General features: G+C 43.3%; 19 protein-coding genes and 1 other annotated feature. Of the genes, 8 read left to right on the forward strand and 11 right to left on the reverse strand.

Annotation, left to right across the window (positions count from 1 at the left end):
- Position 1: 1 nt before the first annotated feature.
- Positions 2 to 886, reverse strand: a complete 885-nt coding sequence (locus A8709_RS17785; protein ID WP_065853699.1) for a YjgB family protein — start codon at positions 884 to 886, stop codon at positions 2 to 4.
- Positions 887 to 1,100: 214 nt separating this feature from the next.
- Between A8709_RS17785 and A8709_RS17790 the strand changes: the two genes are divergently transcribed.
- The gene (locus A8709_RS17790) at positions 1,101 to 1,952 is read left to right on the forward strand and encodes an alpha/beta fold hydrolase (RefSeq protein ID WP_065853700.1); all 852 of its coding nucleotides are present in this window, start codon (positions 1,101 to 1,103) and stop codon (positions 1,950 to 1,952) included.
- Here A8709_RS17790 and A8709_RS17795 read toward each other — a convergent pair whose 3' ends face one another.
- Together A8709_RS17795 and A8709_RS17800 are read right to left on the reverse strand one after the other, a co-directional pair.
- Positions 1,953 to 2,168 (reverse strand): hypothetical protein, encoded by a 216-nt coding sequence (locus A8709_RS17795; protein WP_065853701.1) that lies wholly within the window; start codon positions 2,166 to 2,168, stop codon positions 1,953 to 1,955.
- A gap of 142 nt (positions 2,169 to 2,310) precedes the next feature.
- Positions 2,311 to 2,808 carry a GNAT family N-acetyltransferase gene (locus A8709_RS17800; RefSeq protein WP_065853702.1) on the reverse strand — a complete coding sequence of 166 codons (498 nt, stop codon included), beginning with the start codon at positions 2,806 to 2,808 and terminating at the stop codon, positions 2,311 to 2,313.
- A gap of 400 nt (positions 2,809 to 3,208) precedes the next feature.
- On the opposite strand from A8709_RS17800, the gene pdxR reads away from it, so the two are divergent.
- Positions 3,209 to 4,645 (forward strand): MocR-like pyridoxine biosynthesis transcription factor PdxR, encoded by a 1,437-nt coding sequence (gene pdxR, locus A8709_RS17805; RefSeq protein WP_065854057.1) that lies wholly within the window; start codon positions 3,209 to 3,211, stop codon positions 4,643 to 4,645.
- A 178-nt stretch (positions 4,646 to 4,823) separates the two neighbouring features.
- Positions 4,824 to 5,867, forward strand: coding sequence for an S-layer homology domain-containing protein (locus A8709_RS17810; protein ID WP_065853703.1), 1,044 nt, complete (start codon positions 4,824 to 4,826; stop codon positions 5,865 to 5,867).
- A 69-nt stretch (positions 5,868 to 5,936) separates the two neighbouring features.
- On the opposite strand, the gene A8709_RS17815 is transcribed toward A8709_RS17810, so the two are convergent.
- Entirely contained in the window at positions 5,937 to 6,974 is a 1,038-nt protein-coding gene (locus A8709_RS17815; RefSeq protein ID WP_244163237.1) for an AraC family transcriptional regulator, read from the reverse strand.
- A gap of 103 nt (positions 6,975 to 7,077) precedes the next feature.
- On the opposite strand from A8709_RS17815, the gene A8709_RS17820 reads away from it, so the two are divergent.
- Positions 7,078 to 8,496 (forward strand): MFS transporter, encoded by a 1,419-nt coding sequence (locus A8709_RS17820; RefSeq protein WP_141692576.1) that lies wholly within the window; start codon positions 7,078 to 7,080, stop codon positions 8,494 to 8,496.
- Positions 8,497 to 8,627: 131 nt separating this feature from the next.
- The gene (locus tag A8709_RS17825; protein ID WP_065853705.1) at positions 8,628 to 9,107 is read left to right on the forward strand and encodes a hypothetical protein; all 480 of its coding nucleotides are present in this window, start codon (positions 8,628 to 8,630) and stop codon (positions 9,105 to 9,107) included.
- A gap of 13 nt (positions 9,108 to 9,120) precedes the next feature.
- On the opposite strand, the gene A8709_RS17830 is transcribed toward A8709_RS17825, so the two are convergent.
- The 5 genes from A8709_RS17830 to A8709_RS17850 all read right to left on the reverse strand — a co-directional run bounded on the left by A8709_RS17830 (position 9,121) and on the right by A8709_RS17850 (position 17,085).
- The gene (locus A8709_RS17830; RefSeq protein WP_065853706.1) at positions 9,121 to 10,599 is read right to left on the reverse strand and encodes an Lsa family ABC-F type ribosomal protection protein; all 1,479 of its coding nucleotides are present in this window, start codon (positions 10,597 to 10,599) and stop codon (positions 9,121 to 9,123) included.
- A 176-nt stretch (positions 10,600 to 10,775) separates the two neighbouring features.
- The gene (locus tag A8709_RS17835) at positions 10,776 to 11,729 is read right to left on the reverse strand and encodes a YbjN domain-containing protein (protein WP_065853707.1); all 954 of its coding nucleotides are present in this window, start codon (positions 11,727 to 11,729) and stop codon (positions 10,776 to 10,778) included.
- A gap of 57 nt (positions 11,730 to 11,786) precedes the next feature.
- On the reverse strand, positions 11,787 to 15,050 hold the full coding sequence (locus A8709_RS17840) for a hypothetical protein (RefSeq protein ID WP_065853708.1): 3,264 nt from the start codon (positions 15,048 to 15,050) through the stop codon (positions 11,787 to 11,789).
- A gap of 162 nt (positions 15,051 to 15,212) precedes the next feature.
- Positions 15,213 to 15,857, reverse strand: coding sequence for a peroxiredoxin-like family protein (locus A8709_RS17845; RefSeq protein ID WP_065853709.1), 645 nt, complete (start codon positions 15,855 to 15,857; stop codon positions 15,213 to 15,215).
- A complete protein-coding gene (locus A8709_RS17850) occupies positions 15,847 to 17,085 on the reverse strand; it encodes an MFS transporter (protein WP_167357119.1) in 1,239 nt (412 codons plus the stop codon). The genes A8709_RS17845 and A8709_RS17850 overlap by 11 nt, the downstream gene beginning before the upstream one ends.
- Positions 17,086 to 17,240: 155 nt before the next feature.
- On the opposite strand from A8709_RS17850, the gene A8709_RS17855 reads away from it, so the two are divergent.
- Complete coding sequence (locus A8709_RS17855; protein WP_065853711.1) at positions 17,241 to 17,840, forward strand: TetR/AcrR family transcriptional regulator; 600 nt, start codon at positions 17,241 to 17,243, stop codon at positions 17,838 to 17,840.
- 89 nt (positions 17,841 to 17,929) lie between these two features.
- On the opposite strand, the gene asd is transcribed toward A8709_RS17855, so the two are convergent.
- Entirely contained in the window at positions 17,930 to 19,015 is a 1,086-nt protein-coding gene (asd, locus tag A8709_RS17860) for an aspartate-semialdehyde dehydrogenase (protein WP_084225092.1), read from the reverse strand.
- Positions 19,016 to 19,156: 141 nt separating this feature from the next.
- Positions 19,157 to 19,421: a binding site (T-box leader), on the reverse strand.
- 61 nt (positions 19,422 to 19,482) lie between these two features.
- On the reverse strand, positions 19,483 to 20,184 hold the full coding sequence (locus tag A8709_RS17865; RefSeq protein ID WP_065853712.1) for a DUF4386 domain-containing protein: 702 nt from the start codon (positions 20,182 to 20,184) through the stop codon (positions 19,483 to 19,485).
- A gap of 288 nt (positions 20,185 to 20,472) precedes the next feature.
- On the opposite strand from A8709_RS17865, the gene A8709_RS17870 reads away from it, so the two are divergent.
- Complete coding sequence (locus tag A8709_RS17870) at positions 20,473 to 21,498, forward strand: ATP-binding cassette domain-containing protein (RefSeq protein ID WP_065853713.1); 1,026 nt, start codon at positions 20,473 to 20,475, stop codon at positions 21,496 to 21,498.
- Complete coding sequence (locus A8709_RS17875) at positions 21,495 to 22,313, forward strand: ABC transporter permease (protein ID WP_065853714.1); 819 nt, start codon at positions 21,495 to 21,497, stop codon at positions 22,311 to 22,313. The genes A8709_RS17870 and A8709_RS17875 overlap by 4 nt, the downstream gene beginning before the upstream one ends.
- Positions 22,314 to 22,344 lie beyond the last annotated feature (31 nt).

A 22,344-nucleotide genomic window follows, 5' to 3' on the forward strand; every position in this document is an offset into this window, starting at 1 on the left:
ATTAATTAATCTGCTCCATAATATCTACAGCATCTTTAGGCGAGAGAACAGAGAGATGATCAACATAACCTGTGGCATTCATCACGACCAATTTCAATTGAAATTGATCGTTAGCTGCATAGATATATATGGATGAATCTTGTCCGACTTTCGTATCCGTAGGTTTACCTAACATCAGCTCGATGCGCTGGATATTCCACTTTTGGATAGCGGGCAGGCTTGATTGGATTTCGAAAATTTGAGAGCCTTTGTTATAGCCAATTACCGTATGCTTAACGTTAAAACTGTCATAAATAAGGCCATTGCCCAAGCTCTTCTGCGTGTCCGCCGGTCCCCAAGCCTGCCGAACCTCATCAATTCGATTCGTGTGTACAGCGAAAGCAACATCGGGTACTTTCCCTTTTTTTACGAGCTCGAATAACTCCTTAATCTGCTTATTCATCATTTCAGATATCGAATCAGCGAGCGATGGCGCCGGTGCAGGTACTTGTGCGACAGCTTGCTCGGCTACAGGCTTATATTTGGAAGACAGATAAGTGACGACTTTGGCTTCTGTGATTACTTCCGCATAAGCTTCGTCAGGCTGCGGATTACGCAGTGTGTACGTGATGACAGCTTGCCCGTTCGACTCGAAATGAATGGTATTGATATCCATACCGTATCCCGCATTCAATTTTTGGCCACGGGATAATGTCACCTTGTTGACGTCGTCATTGATCTTATCAATCGTTACCGTAATCTCATTTGCGTGAGAAGTTTCATTAGGGATATTCTCATTAATAGTTGCTTGTCTTGCATCAACGTCGGAGAAAGCGAATCCCGTACATAACGTTAAACTGCCAATGAGTAAGGATACTGCAGATAATGCAGCCATTTTTTTAATCAAGTTTGCTTCTCCTCTTTTGATGTGAAGTACGTTCATTCCTTTCGACTAATGGAACGTCAGTTACTTCCAAAAGGTTGCAACCTTATGATAATAAAGTTGGCAAAAGCTGCAGCTTTACTTGAAGCTCCTAAAATGTGTACTTAAAAGCGATTACTCTACATATTTTGTGTTGGCGGGATAACAGGAAATGAGCGTTCTGAAAGGGAGCTGACGGATGATTCTCTATAAAAAGATGATGATCGACGGGTTGCAACTATTTTTTCGCGAAGCTGGGAGTCCTTACCATCCGACCATTGTCCTTCTTCATGGTTTTCCAAGCTCCTCCCATATGTTTAGAGATTTGATTCCACTCTTGGCGGACCGCTTCCATGTCATTGCACCTGATTACCCTGGATTCGGGAATAGCAGCATGCCATCAACAGAAGAGTTTACCTACACGTTCGAGAATCTATCCCTTATCATTGAAAAGCTTCTTAACCATCTCTGTATGACTCACTATATTTTGTATGTTCATGATTATGGCGGTCCAATTGGGTTCAGGTTGGCAATACGTAATCCACACCGTGTTTTAGGTTTTGTCATTCAAAATGCAGTGGCCGATGAGAAAGGGTTAGGAAAACCATTCGATCTCTTCAAAGCATTGTGGGCCGATCGGAATCCCGCAACCGAAGCTGCATTCTCCGTACTCACAACCTTTGAATTTACCAAAAAGCAATATGTAACAGGGGTTTGTCAACCGTACTTGATTAGTTCTGATGGGTTCTCGATGGATCAATTTTTCCTAGACCGTCCTGGAAATAGCCAAATCCAATTGGAACTCGGCTACGATTATCGAACTAATGTAGCATCCTATCCCCTCTGGCAGCAGTACCTGCGGAGCTATCAGCCCCCAACCTTGATTACCTGGGGTAAAAATGACTTTATTTTCACATTAGAAGGGGCTCATGCCTTTAGCAAAGAACTGACATGCATTGAAACTCATTTTTTATGTGGTGGACACTTTGTTTTGGAGGAACAGAGCTTACCTATCTCTGAGCTTATAAAACGTTTTTTTGTTTATCTGTAATTAGTTCATGTTATGCATGTACAAAAATAAAGCTAATAATCCTGCTACGATAGAAATCACATAGAAGGAAGTAAGCCGAACCCATTTGCCCCCTGTGCGCTGAAAATAGGTTTGATCCCCTTCTGTATTTCTACGAGAGATACCGATCATGAATGTAGCGACAAGCGCAAACAATAAGATCATTGAAAAAATAGCGTAGTAGATTGTCAAATTCATAGTGTAACCTCCTATTTCGGTCAAAAATATAAGCCAAGTTAGTTAATAGTATATAGGAGCGATATTCGTTACACATCCGCCACTCCATCACTTTTATAACCATCCAATATGCTTTAATGGATAGCTAACAATGTATCAGACACTATGCACTTCCTAAGAGATCCAGCCGATATAAATAAGAATTCCTATCCGGATATCCATAGGGAATTGGTAATTCCTCTTTTGTTATGACTTTGAAGCCATTTTTCTCGTAAAAATGATGGGATCTTGTGGCAATGGAAGGACTATCCAAGAAAATAGTCGTCGCTCCTTGCTGTTTGGCATATTCGAGCAATACTTCAAATAACTTTTGTCCAACCGCGAATTCTCCCCCGCGATATTCGATATACACAAAAAATTTCTTTAAAATAAAGATTTCATCTGTTTTCTTTTGCAATCCAATGGTGCCAATGACTCTTCTTTTTTCATTCAATGCAACCCAAAAATTCCCTCCATCATGTATATAATTCGTTTGAATATCTAAAATATCGGACTGTTCATCGATACTAATATCCAGCTGAAACTCATAATTTTGAACATATAAAATGAGCTCAATAATTTCTTCTAAATATTTATCTTCGAATTGGCTTAACGCGTTCATGGGTATACTCGTCTCTCCCTTAGCATCTGACCTATGTGAGGGCAGTCTTTATCCTATCCATCTTAACGACTATTGAACACGATGTAACCATCCAGTTATTTTCAAAACAGACCATCCAAGAACAGAGCAGGAATTACGCTTCAATACTCACAATCAGTATATCGTAAGTTGAAACTATGATCTGTCACCTAATTTACATAATTAAATTATGAAATAGGACTACAAAACCGAATCCTATTTGTGATATGATACATAAAAATTATGCTGATCACACATCTAGGCCAACACTTCCATTGCCCTGTCTACGACAAGTAGGGTATTTTTTGTATTCACAATGTTCTTGGCTAAGTCACGTTTCAGATCAGTTCATTTAAAATTTGATGAAAAGTTGGTATCTATGATGTGGAAACCTGATAGATCAAGAAAAACGCCTATCTATCAACAAATTGCGGATTACATGGAGCATCGCATTTCTTTTGGGGAATTTCCGCCCGGCAGTCTGCTGCCATCGGAAAGGAAGTTAGCAGACGAGCTGCGAGTTAATCGCAGTACCGTGGTAGCCGCTTATGAAGAACTTCGCTCTTTGGGCATTCTAGTGAGCAGCAAAGGAAGCGGCACACTTGTCACTAATTATAATAAGGGGAATGCTGCCAGCCTTACGCCAAACTGGAAAGAATATGTCAATGGCGGAAACTTTCTCCCCAATCTTCCTTTCATTCGTCGCATTCGTGAGGAATTGCGTAAAAAAACAGATATGATCGATTTTGCAAGTGGTGAATTGTCGCCGGATTTATTCCCAAATGAAGTAGTCCGTGAACTCTTGCAAAAACATCCGTTCCAGGAACAATTGGGTTACGATGATCCACAAGGCTATTCCCAGCTGAGAGAGACACTCGTCTCATTTCTTGAACATCATCTTCACATACATAGCACAGAATCGTCCATTTTAATAACCTCTGGTTCACAGCAATCCTTATATTTAATCTTACAATGCCTTCTCAATCCTGGAGACGCAGTTGCAATAGAAGATCCCTCTTATTGTTACTCCTTACCAATGTTTCAATCAGCTGGCTTGCGTTTGTTTCGATTACCCTTGGATGAACACGGTATAGACCCCAAGGAACTCATTGCGTTGTATCGTAAACACAAAATTCGCATGATTTTTCTAAATCCCAACTTTCAAAATCCCACAGGACATGTAATGCCCCTTGATCGAAAGTTAAAATTACTTGAAATTGCCTCGGAGCTAGGCATTCCGATTGTTGAAGATGACACATTCACCTTAACTGCTTTTGATGGTAACCCTCCTCCTACTTTGAAATCATTGGATAAAAATAATAACGTCCTCTATGTAGGTTCATTATCCAAAATTGCTTCATCTGGCTTACGAATTGGATGGTTAATTGCCCCACAGACCGTCATTAGTCGGTTAACGGATGCCAGACAGCAAATGGATTTTGGTTTGAGCAATATTCCTCAGTGGATTGCCAACCATTTTATCAAAGAGGGACACCTCGACAGGCAGATTCAATTTTTGCGGGAAGAGTTAGTGAAGAAAAGAGATGAATTTATACGCGGATTCGATGATATATTGGCGGATGAATTAACCTATTCCTTACCGCAAGGCGGACTAACCTTCTGGTGTAAAATCAACAGCGCAGTTGACGATTTTAAACTGATTGAAGAAGCAACGAAAAGAGGCGTTATTTTCGTACCGGGCAGCGTGTACGGTTCCAGCAAAGGATGTATCCGACTTAGCTTCGCGAGGCCTCAGTTCGAAGAGATTCTTCCAGGACTGAGACAGCTCGCTTTGGCATTAGAAGCATGTCGCAAGTAGCATACATAGGTATAAGAAAGGTGATTCTCTATTGAAGAGGATCGCCTTTTTGAGTTACGCACATGAAAAATATAAAATTAGCAACTTATTTTTATATACTTGCAACCTTTTCCCAGGCCTATCCGTTTAGGATCTCGAAAGACCAGAAAGACAAAAAAATTTATGAGGTGAACAGGAAATGAAAAAATCAATGAAGCTATTCACAACAACAGCGGCAACTGCGCTGCTCTCGCTTTCTTTAATTGGACAAAGCTTTGCTGCTCCTACATCGTTTACAGACTTGGACAAGGTAGCGGCTAAAGATAAAATCATATCACTGCAACAAAGTGGGATTGTAGGAGGCGTCACTTCTGAATTATTTGCACCTCAGTCAACCCTTACAGCTGCTCAAAGTGTGCAGCTCATTGTGAATGCGTTTGGGCTTAATTTAGACTTGGTTAAATTCGTAAAAGAGCCTAAAGCAACAGACTACTTTGCAAATGCGAATAATAATGCATGGTACGCTAATGCGTTTATTACCGCTGCAGTCAACGGGATTGATCTTCCCAAGGATCTTCAACCCGAGCAAAAATTAACACGTGAAGTGTTCACGCATCAGCTCGTACGTGCGATGGAAATTAGCAAGAAACTTCCTCTAATCAACCCAGTTGTCACAGAAATTAGCGATAATGATCAAATCACGATTGATTATTCGGGTTCCATCCAACGCGGGCTTAACTATGGCATTATTAAACTTAATGCTGCAGGTAAATTCAATCCCAAAGATGAAATTACACGCGCTGATGCTGCTGAGGAAATTTTCAATGCCCTTGCGTATTTGAAAGCACATCAAGCACCCGTTACAACGCCAACTGATACGGTTACTGCAGCCGAAGGTGTTCACCTGATCTCAGAGGCTCTTGGTAAGCTCGACTCAGACATCCAAATCAAAATTGATCCAGATGCCAAAATGACACGTGAATCGTTCACGTATCTGCTTATTCATACTTTCCAAACAAGCGGGAAATTACCTATGATTAAGGTATCTCCTGTGGATGTGAAGGATAATGACAAGATTGATGTCCTCAACTCGGGTGCCATTCAGACTGCTCTTGCCTTACACATTGTAAAAATAAATCCCGATGGCAACTTCAATCCGAAGGTTGAAATTACACTCACGGATGCAACGGACATTGTTAAAAATGCCTTAACAGCCGTAAAAGGGTTGCAACCAAGTAACTAAATAAACGATGGATAAAAAAAGCCGACCAATTCCCTATGAATTGGTCGGCTCTCTTCGGTTTATCACCCATCAGTTGATAACTGTTACTTGCTCATGATTCTGTGTATAGCCTTCTTCGAAATTTCTCCGAACCGTTTTGATATCTTTAAGCGGCGGCAACCCAAAAAGCCTCCGATACTCGCGATTAAATTGCGAGGGACTTTCATAACCAACCTGTAAAGCTGCATTCGTGGCATCTGTTGTACCACTCAGCATCAACCGCCTTGCTTCTTGAAGACGAAGCTGCTTCTGAAACTGCAAAGGCCCCATCGTTGTTACGGCTTTGAACTTACGATGTAGTCCCGAAACACTCATATTCGTGGTTTTAGCGAGCTCTTCAATGGTGAATGACGATGTGTAATTTTCCTTGATCCATTCAATGGCTTTGCCAATTCCGTTCACTTGCTGCTCAAAAAGCACTTGTTGGAAAAATAAATGCCCGTAATCTCCGGATAATAATTGAAATATCATTTCACGTTTGACGAGCTCCGAGCGAAAGCGCGCCTCTTTAGGTTTGTCGATTAATTGCAGTAATCTAACAAATGACGTTAATAGATCCACATCGGATTTCCCTATAAATGCTTGCTCCTTCAACTTACTACTTCTCGGCTTTACGATTAATTCAGCCTCAGTGACGACGGATGCGATCTCTTGGGTTGTAAAATCTATACGGATTGCGATATAAGGAGAATTTAGAGTGACATCAACAATCTGGCCAGAGGCAGGCATATCGATCATCGATGCTACATACTCGCCTGGGTGATAATGAATCATATTTTGTCCAATTTGGAGATTCTTAGCCCCTTGCAGAATAAGACAAAAGGAAGGACTCAAAGCGCTAGGAACAAGCGGTGTTGCATGACTAACTCGCGTAATAGACAGAAACGGAATGATAGTTGGTGTTCTTCCCTCTACCCTTGTAATCCTTTCCGACATCACGATGAGTTCTTCCAGTAACTTCTGATAAGTGAGGACATCAACCATGTAGATCAACCTGCCTTTATGATGACGTTCTTTGAACACCATCATAATAAATGAACTTTGTAGTTTTAGGCAAGTTTTTGGCATGAAAGGTCTACTTCAATCCTCCTTCCTACGTGATAATGTTCGTATGAGCTTAGCGGCGTAGCGCTCATATCACGAACCTAGTTAACCCGGAAGGATGATTATTTTGATTCAGTCTAAACCGATAATTTTAACGATTATTATCGCCTGTCAGCTCATGGTTGTACTAGATTCATCGATCATGGTAACAGCGTTACCTGAGATTGGTCGCACTCTCCATATCACAACGGCCAACTTGACATGGGTTCAAAATGCTTACATTTTGGCATATGGCGGACTTATGCTGCTTGGAGCAAGAGCTGGTGATATTTTAGGTCGGAGGAAAATGTTCAGTGTAGGCATCGCACTATTTACGCTTGCATCGATCCTAGTTGGGGTCTCACATTCAGAAATATTGCTGCTTGTCAGTCGTGCTTTGCAGGGTCTTGCAGCTGCAATTGCAACGCCATCCACACTTGCCTTATTATCCTTGACCTTCGTGGAAGCCAAAGAACGTACCAAAGCGATCGCCTTATACAGTGCTGTGTCCGGAGCAGGCGGTAGTGTCGGGCTTCTCATCGGGGGTTTATTGACAGACCTCGTTTCATGGCGTGTTGGTATGTTCCTTAATGTTCCTATTGGTATTATCCTGTTCATTATGATCCCAAGATACTTACGGGAGTCGGAGAAGAATACGGGGCGGTTTGATGTGATGGGTGCGGTAACCTCTGTTACTGGCATAACCGCATTAGTATTTGGTTGCGTACAGGCAGCTGCAAATGGATGGGGTAATTCAGTAACATTGATTTCTCTTCTGCTCGGTGTTACTTTGTTAACTTCATTCATTACTATTGAAGCTCATGCCAAACAACCTATTACACCTCTCCGTTTGTTCTCAAACCGTCAAAGATCGGGAGCTTATCTGGGCAGATTCTTATTTTTATGTGGCAATTTCTCACTATTCTTCTTTATCCCGCAATTTTTACAGCGCGTTCTTCACTTTAGCTCATTTGAAGCGGGACTTGCCTTCTTACCCTTTACCGCGGTGCAATTCGGAATGATGTATGTCATGCCTACACTAATCGCCCGTTATGGTAATTTAAAAGTACTTATCGCCGGTATGATTATTGCCATCATCGGTACGAGCTGGTTAAGCAGCGAAATATCCATACAGGCTCATTTCTTTCCACAACTATTCTTTCCTTTGATCATCATGGGGATGGGCGCTGGCATGATATTTCTACCGTTAACCTCCTTTGGTTTAACAGATATTAATCCCAATGATGCAGGTGCCGCCTCGGGTCTTATTAATGTCTCCCAACAAATAGGCTGCTCCTTGGGTCTGGCTGTCCTCATTACCATTTTTGAGGCTGTCAACCGTCCAGCGTCAGCGTCACCTTCAAATGAAGAACAGTTTGCTCACGCGATTTCGATATCGATTACAGGATCAGCAATATTTATCACAACGTCACTCATTGTGGTACTCCTCTTGTTTCTACCCGTTAGAAAGACAAATAGAGAACCGTTGTTACGTAGAATCTCATAAAACTCATAAAATAAGTTAATAAAAAAAGACTTTCCATTGGTGTTAATCATGGGAAGTCTTCTTACGAATTGAACAATCTACCGAGCTTCTTCGTCATATTAACGTAAAAATGTTATACGAAGGAGCTAATCATGAAGAAATTGTTCACATCACGAATGAACTGGCATGCACGTATCGAACAGTTGGACACTTACTGGGAAGCCAAATTGTTGACATGGAAAAAACGTTTAAATCCTTTGACTAACAAAATGGGGTATGGAATTTACTTTTATAAGCATATGACCCTGAACCTCAATCGTTTGAACAAAGAAATCTTACAAATTGCCGAGGATTGGATGCTTCTTTCAAATAAGAAGAAATCACCTATCCCCAGTTTTATTTCCGTTGTAGATGGCATCCATGCATCGACGATGTTTATGAAGTTACCTACCTATGTGACTGAGCAGATTACTTCGTTGGTCAGTGCGCTCCCCGGCTTCAAAGAGCTGCAAGCCATCTCTCAGAGTTACGGGTATAAATGTGAATTGCATTACAATCAAGGCAAAGCTTTTTTCGGGTCGTTGCAAATTCACTTTATCCAAATCAATAAGCACACGACTTCACTTGCATGATTGAATAACTTGTTTAGAGTTCAATTATTTTCGTTGCCATATTGGTGCAGAATTCGCGATCATGCTCGACAAAGAGGATCGTTGATTCATGTTCAAGTAGCAACTCTTCGATTTGCATGCGAGAAATAACATCAATGAAATTGAGCGGCTCATCCCAAATGTGCAAATGAGCTTTCTCACTTAGGCTTTTGGCAAGGAGTACTTTCTTCTTTTGGCCGCCGCTGAAAGAAGAAATATCCTTCTCAAATTGCACTCTGGCGAAATCAAGTTTCCGAAGTATCGCTTTAAAAAGACTTTCATCGATCCCATGTATCCTCGCGTAATCCGATAAATCCCCCTGTAAATGTGAGGTATCCTGTGACACATAGGAGATTTTCAGCTGACTTCCCTTTCTAAATGTGCCCGTATAAGTGATCTCTTCCCCACAAATTAGCTTGAGAAGGCTTGATTTGCCAGCCCCGTTTTTACCTGCAAGTGCGATGCGATCCCCCTGCTCAATTGTGAAGCTGATATCCGAACAAACCTTTTTATCCCCGTAAAAAATTGAAACATGCTCAAGCTCGACCAATTGGCTTCGATGATAACGAAGTTGTGCCATCTTTAAGCTTTCTGTCGTCTCAACATTTTTGAGAAGTTTGGACTTCTCGTCCATAGCGGAGTGCTGTCTTTGCTCAATGCCTTTGGAGCGTTTCATCATCTTAGCAGCCTTATGCCCAATATAGCCTTTATCCACCTTTGAGCCAGAATTTCGGGTACCATTTTTCGTTTTCTCTACTTCATGAGACCAATTGCTCGTTTGTTTAGCTGCATCCGACAACCGTTTAATATCTTTTCTTAACTTCTCATTCTCTGCAAGCTCGAAATGATCTTGCCTCTCCTTATTTTCCCACCAGTCGGAGAAAGTTCCTTTTTGAATCTCGATGTTGGTTTTATTAATGGATAGAATGTGGTCTACGCAATGATCCAGAAAAGCCCTATCGTGAGAAACAAGGATATATCCGCTTTTGGAATTCAGATACTCACTGACAAGTTTTCTTGCATGACTATCCAGATGATTAGTGGGTTCATCGATTAACAGAAAGGCATTTTCTTTGAGAAATAAGGCGGCTAAAAGGACTTTCGTTTGCTCTCCGTTAGACAGGGTATCGAAGGGCCGATATAACACGTCTTCAGCTACCTGTAAAAGGGAAAGCTCGCGGACAACTTCCCAATGAAGACGATCCGGTAACATCTCATGAATAATATCAAGGGTGTTCTCCCCTTTGTTCTCGACAAAATAGGGGAAATATTCAAAATGAACCTGAGCTGATATTTTTCCGCTATACTCATGTTTGCCCAGTAATAAGCCTAGAAAGGTCGTCTTTCCCCTTCCGTTCCTTCCTGTAAATCCTAACTTCCAATCTGTATCGATTTGAAAGTTGACATTCTCAAAGATATTATCGTAACTGCCCTCATAGGCAAATGTCAGATTGGATACATTAATTAATGACATTAAGTAATCCTCCTAACCGCAGGTGAATTTTCAATCATAATAGCATAACAACGGATTTCAAGTCGAAGTAAAGGATAACTATAGCTAAATTCTCCCCGGAAAGTCTGATATCAAAACAAATAAAGCCCGCTAACATAGCGGACTTTGGGGCTTTTATGATTTTGTAAAAAAGCGATCTATAGGAATCCTTCTTGTATGCCCTCTTGGATGACGTAGAAGTAATGATCCATGTTCACAACGTTCGTCTTGAAAAGTTGACCGAAGAGTTCCATCGTCAAATGCGCATTTTCAGCATCGATGCTTGTCCGGTAGCGCAGCTCACCGTCTGTTGTATCCAATTCAAAATTACCAACCACGAGATCATAATTTTCCTCGATGAGGTACACAGCCATTTCGCCGCGATGTTCTTCTGGAACAAACTCCGGAAAGATGGAATACACGAGGCATACTTGCTTCTCCTCATCTGTACGGACCAGCACGATCCACGTCCCATTCTCTCCCTCGTACGTTAACCGAATGATCGACTCTGTGATCCATTCATAGGGAATCTCTCGTCGATTCAGATAACCTTCTACAATCTCTTTGAGCGTGTAATCTACTCGTGCAGCGATGTAGGAGGCTCCTACAACCGCAGGACCTGCCCATAGCGTACGGTACCCTCGTTTTAAAGTCCCGCTGCCATCAAGCTCTGCGCTCAATTGCAATTGCTGCTTCACTTCGATCACTAACCAGCTCTCGCTATTGCGAAGCTTATGGGCTTCCGTAGAATCCCCCAGCAAGGTTTGTAGAACTAGTTCAACTTCTGTTCCATTATGGCAAGCAGTTGGGATTAGGCTTTGCCGCAACATTACGCGAAGTTCGATGACCTGATCCTGCTCAAAGTCCATCTGTGTTTCACTAGTTCTAGCGTTAGCGAATAGTCCCATCCACTCTCCAACAAGGAGTTGCTGGTACACGCTCCAAGTGACTTCAAGATGGAGTGTACACCGCGTATTCTCTTCTGAGACTGTCAGGTTCAACCTCTTCGCTGTAGTGTGCAGAAGCTCTCCTGTCAATGTATGGAACGCGATCTTTTGATCAAAATCCAATCGTGACTGATCCGCGTGATCACTTGTTTCTATATCAACCATCGACTAGCCTCCTTCACAAGTTAATTTCATCCTATCGAAACTAGTTACCTATGCCTATCAAGGTGTAGGGATTAATGGAATTGCCTGAGCTCCCGCATTGCCTGTAGGAGCTTGCACCGTCGCCGTTTGGCTGCCTGAAGCTCCTGTGCTAGCAGGCGTTTGCGGTGTAGATTGCTGTGTTGACGTTCCTGTTGAACTAGGTGTTTGTGCTGACGTTTGACCACCAGTACCTCCTGTTGTTGCAGCAGGGGTAGTTGTGGTCGGCGTAGGAGTTGGCCTGTCTTGGCCGCCTCCAGCAAAACCTAACCCTTCATATTTTGTCGTTTTGCCTTTCGCAAATTCAAGTTTGCCAAGACGCTTGGATTTCTCAATAGCTACTTTCACAATCTCCGCATCAACTTCTAATGATTTCACTTGGCTTGCTTCCAGTGATATTTCCCAATCGCCTGGATTCGCCCAGCCATCATATTCCTTCTTGAAGCCAACTGACAATTGCAAGGCATTGGACAAAGCTATCTTATTCACTTGTTCAATGGCAGAAGCACTGTCATCTTGCCCTGGAAGCCACGAGCGCATTGTATCATTGATCGTTTCATCACCCTGAATTTTCGAAGCGAAGCTCGCGCCAATATCATCGAAATAATTGCCCGTGAACAGCGCGTCACTACCCGCGTCAAGTACAGTCCCCGTTGCTCGTTTCTTACGATCTGCCTCTGGTGCAGCAGCTTTCTTAAGTAGAGCAGCTAGATTTTTACCTCCGCCTATTGCGGCAGTTACAATCTTAGACACATATTTCGTGATATCCCCGCCCTCTTCACCGAATTGGGAAGGAATACTCGCTGAAAGCTGCAGTGACAACTCTTTAAGCAGCCATTCGTGCTTTGTAGGATCTGGGTCATCCTCATTTTTAGTTTTCGTTAATGAACCCTCAAGACCGAAGGCAACTTTGTCTTTGCCAAAGCCAACCTCGATTTCTGTTGCTGCTTCCACTGTTGTGTTAACTTCACCTTTACCAATGGCATTTTTATCATTGGCCAACCGCTCGAGCGCTGTCATGGCCCTGCCGCTCGCATGCTTGCCTTTCTTCTCAATAATTTCCTTATTATATTTACTAAGTCGTTTGACTGCGAGCTCGGCTGAGAATTCAGCGACACCTACGTTCGCTTCCATAGCTAACTTGGCAAGTCCACCTACACTCACTTCAGCTTCATCGACCAAATGCTGTTCTTCAATCATCATCGCCCATTTCTCTGCCTCGACTAGCTTGCTATCGCCAGAACGGCCGCCTAGGCCCCAGAAATGTGCCGCTGCAGCAGGCTTAATGTCGTTCATTTCTCTATACAAGCCATAGGAAAGGAGATTCATGACACTATCCGTATCTTTCCCTTTCCCTTCCAGGAAAAGACCGAACCGGGCATTGGCATCAAAGCCAAACGTTGAAAATCCAGCTCCAAATGTTAATTGCGTATTGACGGTCAAGTCTTCCGCTTCTCGCTCAGCTTCTCCTCCGAAACCGAATAAGAAGTAAGCATGTCCACCACCGGCAGCAGAAGCTATAGGAATCTTCAATTCAAAATCCAATGAACTTGCATCACCTGGATTCGGTGTTGAAAGATCAATCAATTTGCCTATTTTATTAAAACCGCTGTTCAAATCTGGCGCTTCAACTGACTTTTTGATAACGGCTTTAGCAACAGCTTTCGTTTTATCGTCATTTTGAATGTCCGCCAAGACTTGTTGTGCTTTCACCGTATCTGGTGTAGTCGCTGAAGTTGCTGCAGTTGTTGCTGTAGCTGCTGTTGCCTTCGTACCCTTCGTAAGCTTTCTCGCATCTAGGATAGCCTCTTCTTTTTTCGCTAAAAGTAATTTCTCAGCGAGAGCATTGGCTCCCTTAATACTTGCTGTTTGAATTTTGGATGCTTCAGCACCACTTTTTCTAGCAATTTCATAAGCTGCGCTTTTACCAGCATTCGTAAGTTTGAGAATTGTTTCGTCTTTGGGTAGTAAAGCCTGAATAATCTTTTTCGATTCTTCCGCCATTACATCGTCTACCAGTTGTTTAGAATCCTTGTAGGCGATCGCTTTGGTCGCCATTTTCATATATTCCTTTTTCATTGGCGTGCTTGAAGCAATGGAGGTTGCTGGGTTGGTCGTTGCTGGTGTAGTACCAGTAGCAGTCTGGCCAGCACTTGTAATCTCAGCATCGATCTGAGCATTCACTTTTGTCCGAGCTGCGTCCTTCAGACCTTGTCGGTACTCGTTCAACTCTTTGGATCTTCTAAACTCGCGACGGCCCACGCCTAATTTCAATAGAACGTCCTTTTTCAGCGGCTCTAAGATCTTAGTTATGTATATATTTTCCATGTCTCTGATATCTTTTTGAGTACCATCGACCGTTTCCGTTCTAAGCACGGTTTGATCAACCAGCGTATTATCCAATCTCACCCGTTCTTGCAACTCTTTCGTACCCACATCGCCAACCGCGATACTGTCAAAACCGCCAGTGACAGTACTCGACCCGCTTGTGGTTATAAATTTAGCAGCAATCACAGCTAAAGAGCTAGTAACTGCATCAGTAACCAACGTTTTCGTTAGGTTGTTCAAATTTTTCTGTGCCTCAGCAGCAGACTTCGTCTTCTGCTTCGCAAAAGCGGCATCGTTGAGACTCGGTGTAACCGTGTCATAGGCTTTATTGGCCGCTACCTTCATGCCGTCTTTTTTGGCATCAACAACTTCACCATTTGCCACTTCCGTGGCATACGTTTTCAACTTGGCTATCATAATGCCTTCTGCGCTCTCCTGCGCATATTTCAGTGCATCATCTCTCTGTTCTTGCGATCCGGAAGTCATACTTGCTTTAATTTCAGAAATTACTTTTGCTTTTACATTTTGACGAATTGCAGCCCCTTTAGAGTCCGTGGTCAAATGTTTTTCTAAATTCTGTGCTACTTTTGTTTTAATATCACTAAAAGACGTGTTGACTAGCCCAGGAACCGTGGCATCACGTTCCTCATTCATTTTCTCTTTACGCTTTTGCGCGGGGGTCAACGCAGGTGTCGGTGTAGGAGTCGTAGTTGTAGTAGATGCTGGAGTCGCAGAAGCCCCTCCATTCCGCTGTACAACAGATTGACCATTGCCCATTCTTTGAATCATGCCTTGGACAGCCCTGTTGCCCATCGTCCTCTGCATTTGCATAATAGTGGCCGACGTTATCTGACGAGCATCCATAGTAGTTGGCGCTGCCGTTTCGGCTGTACTCGGTTGAGCAGTTGCCGTTGTCTGGCTATTTGTTGTCCGTTGTGCCGTTGTGTGTTCACTCACGACGAAGCCCCCCTGTAGCTACTTTGAAACTACGAATTCGATCAATTTCCATTGATTTCATTGTAACATCATCTGTGACCTGTCGTATATAAATGGAATACGAATATTGAAGTTGAAGTTTCGTAGATTCGTAGCTTTAGAGGGACTCGTACCTAGTTTAAATCAGAGATTCTTCAATAGATGGATGACTTCCTGGGGTTCCATCCTGCTCATAAAATCTGGATTGACAGTGGCATGAATGACCGTTCTATCCTTGTCGACGATATATGTTCCCGGAACCGGCAGCACCCATCGATCGGACTGATTGTAAAGCGTAAGATCACGGTTTAATGTAATTGCAAACGTGCGTTGTAGAAATTTAGGTAACTCGAACAAAAGCTTGAAGCTGTCGGCGACCAGCCCATTGGGATCACTCAGCACTTGGAAGGACAGTTGTTCTTTCTCTTGCTGCGAAATGGCATGGTCTGGGCTCTGCGGAGAAATCGCGATCAATCCAGCTCCATACTTCTGAATGTCAGGCAGGATTTGTTGAAACCCCCGAAGTTGGACATTGCAAAATGGACACCAATGGCCTCGATAGAAAATCAGGACAACCAGTCCTTTTGTAAGCTCCTCGTATAGACTCACACGTTCTCCTATCGGATTGGATAAGATAAAATTAGGAGCTCTGTCTCCTTCTTTTAACCCGAAAACAATGCCAGATTGTTGTTGCTCTTTGATGTGGCGGAAAATTTCCGCCTGCGCATCTGCAGGTACTTTTGCAATAAAGCCAGCTTTGGTTCCCTCTAACTGCTCCTTAAGCGACATGGACCAACTCTCCTTTTTGTCTAAAAGTATGAATCCTCATAATGGAATAGCCGATCACAACAATTCCACAAAGTATAGCATCAAGTCCAATCAGGACCTGATAGCTTTGAAACATATCGTAAGCGATTCCACCGATTAACGCCCCTACAATCCCGCCAATTTGATGGAAAAGCATCAAATTGCCAATCAGCTTTCCCTTTTTCATCGTAAGCTCACTAGCAATTAAGAGGCCTCCAGGTACCGCTCCCAAATAAGTAAGCCCAAAAGTGATAGCAAATACAAGGGGTGACCATGACGTATGCAGAAGCAAAATTAGAAAGCTAAGCACACGAATCCCATACAGCAATGTCATCACACGCCGTTTATTCATCGCATCCATAACGATGCCAAAAATGAGTGAGCCTATGATTTCCATGACGCCAAGAATGCCCATCGAAAGTTGAATCATGCCGGTGGCAACTTCAGCCTGTTGGTGAATCGCGACGATGTTCATTTCAACTGTTCCCATATTAATGCCACAGGTAAATAGTGCAAAAGCAATGATGACAAGAGGTATCGCGGATTGATTTCGATGAGGTTGACTTGAACGTGGTTCAGTCGTCTCATTTACGGCTTCTATAGGCTCAGTTGCGGGATCTACTTGCTGAAATTTTAACGTTGGTTTTATGAGGAATATGATGAGCGGTATCGTACATACCAAGCCCAACACGGCTGAGATGAGGAAAGCAATTTCCCAAGTTAACTTCGCATTGGCTAGGAAAACTGGTGTACAAATGGCTAGACCTACGGATGATGCACTGCTCAATATGCCCGTTGCTTTTGCTTTGTGACGTCCAAACCATTGGAATAACAAGACGTAGGCGGTCGAAGCCCCTATTCCCGCCAACCCGGATAGCATTCCGTAGCCAATAAAGAAAAAACTAGGATTGTGCCCTAGATATACAAGGGCTGTGCCTGAAATACTGAAGATACTAGCTAGCAAAAGTACTCTCCTCGGACCAAAGCGGTCTACAAGCCTGCCGCCTATCGGAGCGCAAAGTGCAGCGATGAGCAGATTCGTTGACCAAGCTGCCGAAATGAATCCCCTGCTGACATGCAAGTCTTCCGCCATTTGAACTTGATAAGCTGCCATTATGAACCTGGATATAGCTCCAATGAATCCAATCATCCATAACGCAAATAACCCGATCCACGCGTAATGACGCACAAACCATGTTTCTTGTTCCAAATCTTTTCCACCTCTCTGTTCCATTTGTGTTAAACTCATAAAAGATACCGATCGGTATCTTTATTCTAACACAGATGAAGTGAACTACAAGGGCAGATTTGTATATTTTTGTTATAATACTTTTAAATAAATATTGTTTTATCGGAGGAGGGCTCATGAAAAAAGGGGATCAAACACGGGAACACATCATCCAGAAATCTGCTGAGCTTTTTAACCAACAAGGATATGCCGGTTCATCGTTGAACGATATTATTGCCGCCACTGGCATTAAGAAAGGCGGCATCTATCGCCATTTCGGCTCTAAAGATGAAATTGCCCTAGAAGCCTATAACTTTGCCGCGAGCACCGTCGGTCGTAAATTTAATGATGCGATTGGCAATGAGACGTCTGCCGCGGGGCGATTGCTTGCTTTTTTCCACGTCTACGAGGATGTTGTAGATAATCCGCCGTTCATTGGCGGGTGCCCACTGCAGAACACCGCCGTTGAGAGTGACGACACGCATCCTTCTTTGCGTCAAAGAGCGCAGCAAGGATTGATCAGCACCCTAGATAGGATGAAAACTATCATTCATGAAGGTATCCAAACGGGTGAGTTCAAAGACCATATCGACGTCGATGCCTTGGCTTCGTTCACCCTTTCATTAATGGAAGGCGGGATTATGTTAAGTAAACTCGAAGGAAGCAATCGGCATATGGCTATGAATATCGCGAGTTTCACTTCGTATTTGCAGAGCTGCTGTTTGAATAATCAATGATTGGCAGCATAATTTGCGAGGTTGGACTAGCCCTTTCAAAACATAAAGAGGTAAGGGGATCTCCCCTTACCTCTTCACCATTGTACGACTTATTTTGCTTGAATATAGCCTTCTGCTTTAAGAAGTTCCGCGATCAGAACCGCACCACCGGCTGCTCCGCGCAATGTATTATGTGAAAGTCCTACAAATTTATAATCATAGATACTATCCTCACGCAATCTTCCGACAGATACACCCATGCCGCGCTCGATGTCACGATCAAGTTTCGTCTGTGGTCGATTATCTTCTTCAAAATACGTAATGAACTGTTTCGGTGCACTTGGCAATTCCAGTTCTTGCGGGCGCCCTTTGAAGTTTAACCAGCGCTCCAAGATTTCTTCTTTCGAAGGTTTGTTCTCGAACGATGCAAATACCGTCGCCAAATGTCCGTCTGTAACCGGAACACGAATACACTGTGTTGTAATGATAGGTGAGCTTGCTTTAACAATCTCGTTATTCACAATGCTTCCCCAGATGCGCAGCGGCTCCTGCTCGCTTTTCTCTTCTTCGCCGCCAATATAAGGAATAACATTGTCTAGCATATCAGGCCAATCCGTGAAGTTCTTGCCTGCACCCGAAATGGCTTGGTAGGTTGAGGCTACGACAAGTTTAGGTTTATAGTCTAACAATGCGTGAAGTGCTGGTACATAGCTTTGGATGGAGCAGTTTGGTTTAACTGCAATGAAACCAGTCGATGTGCCAAGACGCTTTCTTTGTGCGGCAATAACTTCAATATGCCCTGGATTGACTTCCGGAATAACCATTGGGATATCAGGTGTCCAGCGGTGAGCTGAATTATTGGAAATAACAGGCGTACCTGTTTTGGCATAAGCCTCTTCCAACGCTTTAATTTCATCTTTCTTCATATCGACAGCGCAGAAAATAAAGTCAACGCCAGCGGCCACTTCCTCCACTTTCGAAGCATCCAGAACCACGATGTTTTTCACATCTTCCGGGATCGGAGTCGTCAATTTCCATCTGCCTTGCACGGATTCTTCATATGTTTTACCTGCGGAGCTAGCACTCGCCGCGATAGATGTTACTTGGAACCAAGGATGTTGATCCAGCAATTGCATGAATCGCTGACCAACCATGCCTGTTCCTCCGACAATACCAACTTTAAGTTTGTGTGTCATAAAAGTTTCAATTCCTTTCGACATGGTCTCATTTTAGGCAAACCCATTAATATATATGCAAACAGATTGATTTGGTGTAGACGCGAGATCTACTTCGAATACAACAACAAAAAAATCCCACCCCCAAGACTTAAATAAAGTCTTAGGGACGAGATTAGAATACTCGTGGTACCACCCCAGATTCGCTAACATGTCGCCATCTTAGCCTCTTCAAGTACGGCATTACCGTGTAATGCTTATACTATAGCTCTGTAACAGGAGCTCCTGTCACACCATCTCCTTCGTGAAAAGGTTCCGATGTGCTGCTCTGAGGCTTTGTTCAATAACGAATTCTTTACTCCTTTTCAGCTAACGGAGCTCTCTGCAAAAGATTTCATTTATTTACTCATCTCTTCGTCGCATTTGATGTTGCGATTATATTATCAAATAAACGTGGCTAGGTAAATAGTTTTTTTGAAATTGTTTATTTAGAACGGCTGAACGTGATTTCCCACCACCGATTTATTAAACCCTTTTACAAGGAGCCATATCGCAAATGTCATCTCATAAGCAGCTACTGGAATCGCTAGAACCGCTCCCCAGGTAGAAATTTGAGAAATAACATTAAACATTTCTAAAATGGCTGCGATAAAAATGAGTGAAGCACCTGTTAAACCCATATAGGAAATGAATCGTGGAACAAGTTTGGATTTATACAGTAGATAACTGCACATCATTGTATTAATACCCAACATGAAATTCGGCCCGAGTAAAAATGTCCAGTCATGTATGGCAATTAATAAGGAACCTGACGTATGAAAGGAGGACTCATTCGGTGTAATGGTTTTTACATATTCCTGACTTAAGGTCAATAAAGTTAGCACGCTGACGATACCAATTGTTATAATCACAGCCTCTAGGAACCTAAAGCAAACATACCCAAGTGCCATACTTTCATTGTGCCTTCTTAATAGAGGAAACAGCGTAATTGAGGTACCAATCGCAGAAACGACGAGCATTAATTCAAAAATCGCACCTAGAATCACCTGATTCGCATGTTCAGCACCTTGCTTGAGATAATTCACATCATTCAGAACTGGATTGTATAACATAAGACCTATTATGGATGTAACTGCTGCAAGTATAAATAGGATACCCACAATTGTTGCTCTCTTCCTGCTAGCTTCCATTTCATAGCCTCCTCGATCTTGTTCCTTAGGCTCTCCGTCCTCAGACTGATTCCCAGCATAACTGGAACATATACAATATGAATTATGACGGCTCCATACAGCAAACTACACCCTCATTCCTATCTCTCCTTTAGCTTCACTATTTATTGTTCGTGTGTATTAATTCAATAGTACACTAAGACATTAAGGTATGTAAATAGACACCAAGAAAATATTGTCACAACTGTTTACATTCAGTTTAAAAATGTGCATTACAATACACGTATTAGTGAATTAGGAGGAATTACCTTGGATCAACTAAACAGAAGAGACAAAGAACGAAAACAAGGTGCTTGGGCCGTCGAAGCACGAGGACTCGTCAAAACATTTGGCGAGAATCGAGCGGTGGATGGTGTAGACTTGTTAGTGCCAACCGGCACTATTTATGGCGTACTGGGTCCGAACGGAGCTGGTAAAACCACTACAATTAACATGCTGGCAACCTTGCTTCGGCCAGATGGCGGTTCGGCAAAAATCTTCGGGCACGATGTCGTGAAAGAATCACAGATCGTCCGTCAATTAATCGGAGTAACGGGTCAGTATGCATCTGTTGACGAGTCCCTGAGCGCTACCGAGAACCTGATAATTTTCTCTCGTTTATTAGGATTAGGGCGCGCAGAGGCGCGTCAGAAAACCGCAGATTTGCTTGAGGAATTTGGTTTATCCGAAGCGGCGAAACGCCCGTTGAAGAATTTCTCCGGCGGTATGCGCCGCCGATTGGATCTAGCAGCGAGCCTTATCGCACAGCCTCCCCTCATCTTCTTGGATGAGCCAACGACGGGACTTGACCCTCGCACACGCGCTCAGATGTGGGAAACGATCCGTCGCCTGGTGAAAACAGGATCAACCATCCTGCTAACAACACAGTACCTCGATGAGGCCGATCAATTGGCAGATCGTGTCGCTGTCATCGACCGAGGACATGTCGTCGCTGAAGGAACCGTAGACGAACTGAAAGCATCCGTCGGCACTTCGTCCTTGCATTTAAAAATTCAGAATTCACGAGATATTGAACAAGCCTGTCGCATCGTTGAACAAGTGCTTAAGGTGCCATCCGCGGTATCCGCTGGACAGATTACAGCTCCGATGGCTAATGCGGATCGTGTCACCGACTTGCTTATCTCCCTTCGCGAAGCAGGCATTCTCTTGGCTGAGATGAGTGTACAGAAGCCAACACTGGATGAAGTATTCCTAACGATTACGGGCAAAGGCGTTTCGGAGAACGAATCTGAGTCTTCTGACTCAAACAAAAAAATTGAGGAGGCACGTGTATGAGCAGCAGCACTTCAATTAAACCAGGTGCCGAACGACAACTGAAGAACCATACAAGTTTCGGTCAATCCGTTCGCAATTCTTTGACGATGGCATATCGCGGCATCTTAAAGATTCGCCGCACGCCTGAACAATTATTCGATGTTACCCTACAACCGATTATCTTCACTCTAATGTTTACTTACATTTTCGGCGGTGCTATCTCGGGTGACATCCAAAGTTATTTACCCGTCATCATTCCCGGTATCCTAGTTCAAACAGTTATTACGACTTCCATCGTCACCGGTGTCCAACTGCGAGAAGATATGGATAAAGGTGTGTTTGACCGGTTCAAATCATTGCCGATCGCACGTATAGCCCCGCTTGCAGGAGCCTTATTAGCCGACACCATCCGATATACCATTGCAACTGTACTTACATTTGGCATGGGCTACATCATGGGTTACCGTCCCGCTGGCGGTTTCGAACACGTAGCGATCGCCGCGTTGCTTGTTATTTTCTGCTCATGGGCCATCAGTTGGATCTTTGCTTTCTTTGGTGTTATTGCCCGTACAGCTTCTAGCGTTCAAGGGATTTCGATGCTTGTACTCTTCCCGCTTACATTCCTTTCTAACGCTTTCGTACCTGTAGATACCATGCCGAATTGGCTTCAATGGTTTGTCAAAATCAATCCGATCTCACATCTCGTATCCGCCGTCCGCCAGCTCGCTAACACAGGAACCGTCGGTTGGGATCTCGTCATCTCCCTTATCGGAGCTGCGGTCATCGTTGCAATCTTTGCTCCTATCACGGTTATTGCCTATATGCGCCGCACATAATGCAACGACAAAAAGTTCTTGTCTTTTTACA

This window comes from Paenibacillus pectinilyticus (assembly GCF_001700435.1).
GTDB classification, from domain to species: Bacteria; Bacillota; Bacilli; order Paenibacillales; family NBRC-103111; genus Paenibacillus_E; species Paenibacillus_E pectinilyticus.